This window comes from Xanthovirga aplysinae, assembly GCF_009711365.1.
Lineage (GTDB): Bacteria > Bacteroidota > Bacteroidia > Cytophagales > Cyclobacteriaceae > Xanthovirga > Xanthovirga aplysinae.
This window is the reverse complement of sequence record NZ_SMMB01001016.1, coordinates 1-6,608: the sequence shown is the minus strand read 5'-3', so window position 1 is coordinate 6,608 and position 6,608 is coordinate 1. Positions and strand designations below refer to the sequence as shown.

The following is a 6,608-nucleotide window of genomic DNA, read 5'->3' as shown; positions in this document are numbered from 1 at the left end:
AATCAATAGAGACGGGAATTAAAAGGTGAGCCCCTCTGAATCTTTCCAACCTTGAAGTTAAAATTGGAGTTTGATAGAAGTTATGCGAAGTTTAAAGGGAATGATCAGTGGGTAGCTGATGTTCTTATTGACCATCTTTTCAAAAGATATTATGCAACAATTAATTGACGGTCCATATATAAGTTGGGAGAGTGATCGGAATGGAAGATTAACATATTTCCAGCAGGATGAGGAAAGGAAAAGTGTTGATCAATTCTCCAAACCTTTTCAAACACAGGAGGGATATGCTGAGCTAGAGGGATTGGGGGAGGATACCCGTACCTTTTCTGTTTTTCGACATCACCAAGCACCGGCTAATTTTATTCCCAAAGCGAACAGGATTTTAGCCATTGGAGATTTACATGGAGAATACGAAAGTTTGCTACGCATATTAAGGAACCTGAAGGTTATTGACGATCACTTGAGTTGGCAATGGGGAAAGGGCCATATTGTAGTTTGTGGGGATGTATTTGACCGGGGTAATGGGGTGACAGAATGTTTGTGGTTATTATATAAATTAGAGCAACAGGCCATTCATTCAGGAGGTGGAGTTCATCTTTTGCTGGGAAATCATGAACAAATGATATTGACGGGAGATGTACGTTATTTGTCAGCCAAATATGATTTATTATGTGCAGCTACAAATACTTTTTATTCTGATTTATATGAAAAGCATTATGTTTTAGGTGATTGGGTCCGAAGCAGGAATGTCATACTGAAAATTGGGGAAACCTTGTTTGTCCATGCTGGGATTTCTCCATTGGTAGCAGGAATGGAAGTTTCAATAGAACGAATTAATCAAATATTGAGAGATTTTTGGAAAGGTGAAGGGAAAGCAGAAGATAAATATTTATTAGAAGTTTTGATGGGCCCTCAGGGCCCTATGTGGTATCGTGGATATTGGATTGATTGGGAAGGGGATCCTACTTTAAGCAAAGTACAATTGAAGGAAATTCTGGAATTATATAATGCAAAAGAGCTGGTTTGCGGGCATACTCCTGTTTATGAAATTTCTTTAAAACACGAAGGTTTGCTTTTCGGAATAGATGTGCCCTTTGGTTCTCCTGGTGTAGAGGAAGAAGTTTTATTAAAAGAGAATGATCAATGGATGATTTATCGTGTTCGGACCAATGAGCGGCTTCCCTTATGATTTTGTTGAATGATGATTCTATTTAGTTGAGTCGTCTTCGTTATTAAGACGACAGACTTTTGAAATAAGAGAAAAAAACCTTTTTTGGTTAGTCGGACGTTAGAAATAATAAAGGAGATTTTTTATAGATTTATCCAGTTTTTGATCTTTAATCTATGCAATGAATAGTAAGATTATTGAAACCTTAGAAAGTAAAAATGTAAAGCCTACACCTATGCGCATGCTGGTACTGGAACAGTTCCTTAAAACAAAGCATGCACAGACGCTTTCCAATCTTGAAAAGGATTTATCTCACTCGGATCGAATAACAGTTTACCGCACCTTGAAAACTTTTGTAAAACAAGGAATTCTACACACTGTTGAGGATGGCTCTGGCGCTACAAAATATGCTTTGTGTCCAGATGAATGTGTTAAAGGACACCATTTGGATACACATCCACATTTCAGTTGTTTAAAATGTGGGGATACCTTTTGCTTGGAGGATTTTAATATTATGATCCCTGAACCCAAAACAAGTTTAGAGGTCCACGAAGTTCATGTTAGCTTAAAAGGTTTGTGTGTTTCTTGCAAAGAAAAAGAAGAGGTAATTTAATCTTTGCAATTTCATTGCATACCTGTCTCTTTTAGTTTTGTCTGGAAAAAAGAAAACTATGGGACATAATCATCGACACCACCATCATTCTACCCAATTATCGGGAAAAAAGATGGGCTTTTCAATACTATTAAATGTATTGATAACAGTAGCTCAAATTATTGGCGGACTGGTTTCCGGAAGTATTTCTTTGCTTACCGATGCGCTTCACAATTTTAGTGATGTATTTTCCTTGTTCATTAGTTATGGAGCCAATAAAATGGCGGGTAGGGAAAGTACCCTTAAACAGACCTATGGGTATCGAAGAGCTGAAGTTTTAGCGGCTTTTATCAATTCGGCCACTTTAATTGGAATTGCCGTTTTTTTAGCTATTAAGGCTGTAGAACGTATTTTTGAGCCTAAATCCATTGATTCAGAAATAGTGATCTGGTTAGCTTTGGGCAGTATCATGGTTAATTTTCTTTGTGTGTTCCTCTTGAAAGGAGATGCCAAAGAAAATATGAATGTTAGATCTGCCTATTTACATTTACTCTCCGATGCTTTGACATCAGTCGCTGTTATGTTGGGGGGCTTTTTTATGAAATTTTACCAAATCTTTTGGGTGGATAGTGTCCTTTCTTTGTTGATTGCCGCTTACCTGGTTTATATGAGTTGGAATTTGTTACTCCAGTCCACTAAAGTTTTAATGCAATTTGTTCCTGCTGATATAAATTTGGAAAAAATTAGTAGGGAGGTAATGAAAATTGAAGGTATAAAAAACCTTCATCATATTCATATATGGCAGCTGGACGATAGGGATGTTGTTTTTGAAGGACATATTGACTTAGCTGAAAATATTACCATCTATGAATTTGAGAAAAAATTAGAGTTAATTGATAAGGTGCTAAGGTCTAATGGTATAAATCATTGCAATATTCAACCCGAATATGGGCGTAAGGATGATAAGGATTTAGTTGTGCAACACTGAAGTTAAAATAATAAATGGTTAAAAACGAAGAGGGAAGAGTGAGTTAAAAACTCTTTCCTCTTCGCTAATCACTTTTCATTATTCATTTTCTAGGTGCATAAGTTTCTTAATAAAAGGAGAAATAATGAAAGCCAAAATTCCTAGGGCTACAGCAAATAAACCTACAGTTGTAAAAGTACTTACATAGGAATAGAGCTGTTGAAAAGATTCTCCCATTTGCTGTGCTTTATCTTGCGAAAGTCCTGTTACAAGTTCCACTGCTTTATCAAGGAAGTTATTCTCTGATCCTGAAGTATTTTTTGAGGAAACAGTAGTCATCTTTGCAATTTTTCCAGAGAGGAAACTTCCGATAGAGGTCGCTAAAAACCACATACCCATGATGAAACCTATGTATTTTGGAGGGCTTAACTCGGTCATTTTAGATAAACCAATTGGGGAAAGGAACATTTCTCCTACTGTATAGATAAAATAACCCCCGAACAAGTAAAACATGGGAGTTTGTCCCATTTGATCAACGTTTTGAGCCGAATAGCCGAAAATGATAAACCCTATACCAAGAAGGAAAAGCCCAATGGCAAATTTAACAGGGGTATTTAGATCCCTATTGTTTTTAGAGAGGTAGGTCCATAACCATGCAAATGGAATAGCTAATAATATAATAAACCCTGAGCCAATACTATTGGTTTGAGAAGCATTTATACCAATTAGATTTACATTTCTATCCGCAAATAAAGTAATGGAGGAACCGGCTTGCTCAAAAAGAGCCCAGAATAAACTAGCCAGGATTGTGAAGTAAATGACCACCGTTAGGCGTTGCCTTTCAATATTATTTACTGCTCGAAAAATACTTGTGAGCACCAGACTAATCCCTAAAAGGATGAGCCACATTAAATATTCTCCAAATTCATGATAATAAATAAGCAAGGCGACTACAGGAACGCACAAAAATGAGCAAATGCTGATTAAGTGGTTCTTATTAAGGCCTAATACCTTTCTGTTAAAGTTCTCTAGGTCGGGGATTAGACCTTCTTGCCCAAATACACCATCATTGATTCCTTTGTAAAAAACAATTAGCCCTGTAATCATTCCCAGGCCTGCAAGGCCAAAACCATAATGCCAGCCATAAGTAACACCTAGCCATGCACATAGTAAAGGGGATAACATTGCCCCTAAATTGATTCCCAAATAAAATAGAGTAAAACCTCCATCCTTTTTCTCTTCATTATCTTTATAGAGCTTACCGACCAAAGACGAGATGTTTGGTTTAAAGAACCCATTTCCAATAACAATGATGGCCAAAGATCCATAAAAAAATAGTGGAGTCTCAATGGCTAAGCCTAAATGCCCCAGGGTCATTAGAATTCCTCCAAGTATGATTGCTTTTCGGTAACCCAAAATTTTATCTGCTAACATTCCTCCTATTAGGGGAGAGGCATAGACTAGAGAACCATAGGAAGCAAATACACCAAAGGAGAATTCATCTGAATACATCAGATGTGAGGTCATATAGATTATGAGCATGGCCTTCATGCCATAAAAGGAGAAGCGCTCCCACAGTTCAGCGAAAAATAGATAAATCAGGCCTTTGGGGTGTCCAAAAACCTGGGGTATATCCGGCTTTTTAGTCCTGTTTTTAGTTACTTGTTCTTTTGTAATTTGATTGATCATTGCAAAGAATTTATGTTTTGACGATTCTTTGCAAATTGTTGAGAAGAGAAAACTTTTTTTAGGGAAGTCCTAATTTATACCAAATAATAGCTGTTTGTAACTTTATGTTTTTGAGTTACAAAAGGTAACAAATTGTCTATAATCTTGATTGTCAGTGTCATTTGTGAATTCCTTCAACAAAGTTTGATCGATGGTAATATTTTTTGGGATCATCCGCAATCTGTACTTTCCTTGACCTACAAAAGTGAATAGATCATTGCGCTCCAGTTGTTCATTTTCTTCGCCTGGTAAGATTTGGTTAATATTATCTATTATTCTACTCAGGTATGTTTGTCGCAAAATCTCTCCTCCCTTTCCAATTTCAATATATTGTTCTTCACCTTTTCCAGCTTTCCTTCTTATGGCAAATTTCAATAAATTTTTGAATTGGGTGGTTTTTCCTTTAAAATCAATGGTTTTTTGATGAATTCCTTTGGAAGGTACTGACAAATTAACCAATGACCAGTCTAAAAACTGAAGGGACATTTCACTGGGTTTTGGGGTTTGGGCTAATTGCATAACCCAATTGGTTGCTAGAACCAAAAAGATAGAAATTAGTGAAGTCTTAGCTATAATTTTCATAAGATTATTCTCAAAATCGTCATTCATATTGCTGAATACTTCGGGAAGCTGAGAGTAAAACAGGATAGTAATGAGAAATACGGAAAGAAATGCAACCACTTTTAATTCTCGTAACATAAAAGTTTTATAAAAACTCACAAGCATCAAATAGCATGAAAATGCTGATAACATAAGATCGGGAATAAAACTTACAATGATGCCATTAAAGGATTGATAACCAAATTTTTGGAAAAGTCCCATGGAGAAAAGGGAAAGCCCGATAATACCTAATGTGATTCGTTTTACATTTTTGCTATTTTTATAAATGAATCTTGGGGACTGATGAAAATAGAAAAGAGCTAATAGCAGGAAGAGGTTGTTAACGGTGGAAAGTAAGCTTCGGATCGCATGGACCAAAGCTTCTTGTAGTGCAAAGTTCCCTGCCAAAAATGACCAGATACCTGACAACACCCAAATAAAAATGGCCATGCTCAAATAAGCCAATCCTTTGTCTACCCGGTTGAGGCCCTCTTCTTCTGCCAACAGTTTTTTAAATCTCGATCGGATGTTGTACCAAAGGGCAATCAATAAAATAGATCCAATGAGTGAGATAAAAATATGGGATAAAATATGGAACTTTTCAGCTAAAAGCATTGCACAAATTTAAAAGGAAAAAATAAATTTATTTAAGAGGTTTAATCCCACAAAGGAAAAGCCTTTTTTGTCGCCTCACTCGTTATTGATGGATAATTGACGTACCAACTGCTACCCCAGTAAATATTTTCGTGGCTGCTAATGGAATCATTCAAATAATTTACATCCAGTCGATCTGAATATCCATTGGTTCCTACCATGGTAGACCATTTATTTGAATTACGATATTTGATTGTGAGTTTATTTAAATCTGGTCTTTGTCCAATAATGGGGTGTATTTGAGCAAATACTTCGGTTCCATTCACCACTGTCAGGAAGTCGGCATCTATTACATGTTCAACTGATTTGGTGGTGTCGGATTTTAATCGTGCTCCCCAGCCTATTCGGATAGGGTAACCATTTCTTACTGCTTTGATTAGATCCTTCTTATTGCCGAATTTAGCTTCTCCATTTTTATCATTTCTAAAGACCAGTTGCCAGCCGCTTTTATTAGAAGTAGGTGCTTCAGTATTAGGGTTATAGGTACAGCTGATATGAATCAATAGCAGACTAAAAGCAGTAAAGATATTTTTCATACTTTTTTATTTCCGATTTTAGTTATGGGGTCAAATAAAAAGTGGTCGTTTTTTGTTTTGGGATTTTAGTCTAAACTTGCAGATGAAGTATGGTCTGCAATGATTTTCCATCCGCCAGAAGTTTTTTTGAATAATAAAGTGAATAACCCCCAAGGCTCATCTGCTTTTCTTTTTAAATGCCACTTGCCAAACACTAAAGCATCTTTTTCGCTGATTACTTTTACATCATATAAAGTAAAAGTTAAGTTTCCCATCATGTCCCTGTTGGGGTAGCGTGTTTTATACCCTTCCAGTGTTGTTTTCCAGCCATAACTTACATTCCCTCCAGAAGCAAAACGTAAAGAATCTGATTCCCAGTAACCT

Annotated in this window: 7 protein-coding genes; 3 read left to right on the top strand and 4 right to left on the bottom strand. The window is 36.3% G+C overall.

From position 1 onward, the window contains the following. Positions 1–151: 151 nt before the first annotated feature. From E1171_RS10505 to E1171_RS10495, 3 genes are all read left to right on the top strand, one after another. The gene (locus tag E1171_RS10505) at positions 152–1,189 is read left to right on the top strand and encodes a metallophosphoesterase (RefSeq protein WP_187696387.1); all 1,038 of its coding nucleotides are present in this window, start codon (positions 152–154) and stop codon (positions 1,187–1,189) included. Positions 1,190–1,349: 160 nt separating this feature from the next. Beyond that, a complete protein-coding gene (locus E1171_RS10500) occupies positions 1,350–1,781 on the top strand; it encodes a Fur family transcriptional regulator (protein ID WP_155205962.1) in 432 nt (143 codons plus the stop codon). Between the two features lie 58 nt (positions 1,782–1,839). Next, entirely contained in the window at positions 1,840–2,748 is a 909-nt protein-coding gene (locus E1171_RS10495) for a cation diffusion facilitator family transporter (protein WP_155205961.1), read from the top strand. Between the two features lie 78 nt (positions 2,749–2,826). Here the strand turns inward: E1171_RS10495 and E1171_RS10490 are convergent, their stop codons facing one another. The 4 genes from E1171_RS10490 to E1171_RS23805 form a co-directional block, all read right to left on the bottom strand. Continuing rightward, the gene (locus E1171_RS10490) at positions 2,827–4,416 is read right to left on the bottom strand and encodes a peptide MFS transporter (protein ID WP_155205960.1); all 1,590 of its coding nucleotides are present in this window, start codon (positions 4,414–4,416) and stop codon (positions 2,827–2,829) included. A gap of 102 nt (positions 4,417–4,518) precedes the next feature. Continuing rightward, a complete protein-coding gene (locus tag E1171_RS10485; RefSeq protein ID WP_155205959.1) occupies positions 4,519–5,670 on the bottom strand; it encodes a hypothetical protein in 1,152 nt (383 codons plus the stop codon). A 41-nt stretch (positions 5,671–5,711) separates the two neighbouring features. Next, positions 5,712–6,245 carry a hypothetical protein gene (locus tag E1171_RS10480; RefSeq protein WP_155205958.1) on the bottom strand — a complete coding sequence of 178 codons (534 nt, stop codon included), beginning with the start codon at positions 6,243–6,245 and terminating at the stop codon, positions 5,712–5,714. A 65-nt stretch (positions 6,246–6,310) separates the two neighbouring features. Beyond that, the coding region (locus E1171_RS23805) for a YybH family protein (protein WP_222931465.1) at positions 6,311–6,608 on the bottom strand (298 nt) is incomplete at its 5' end.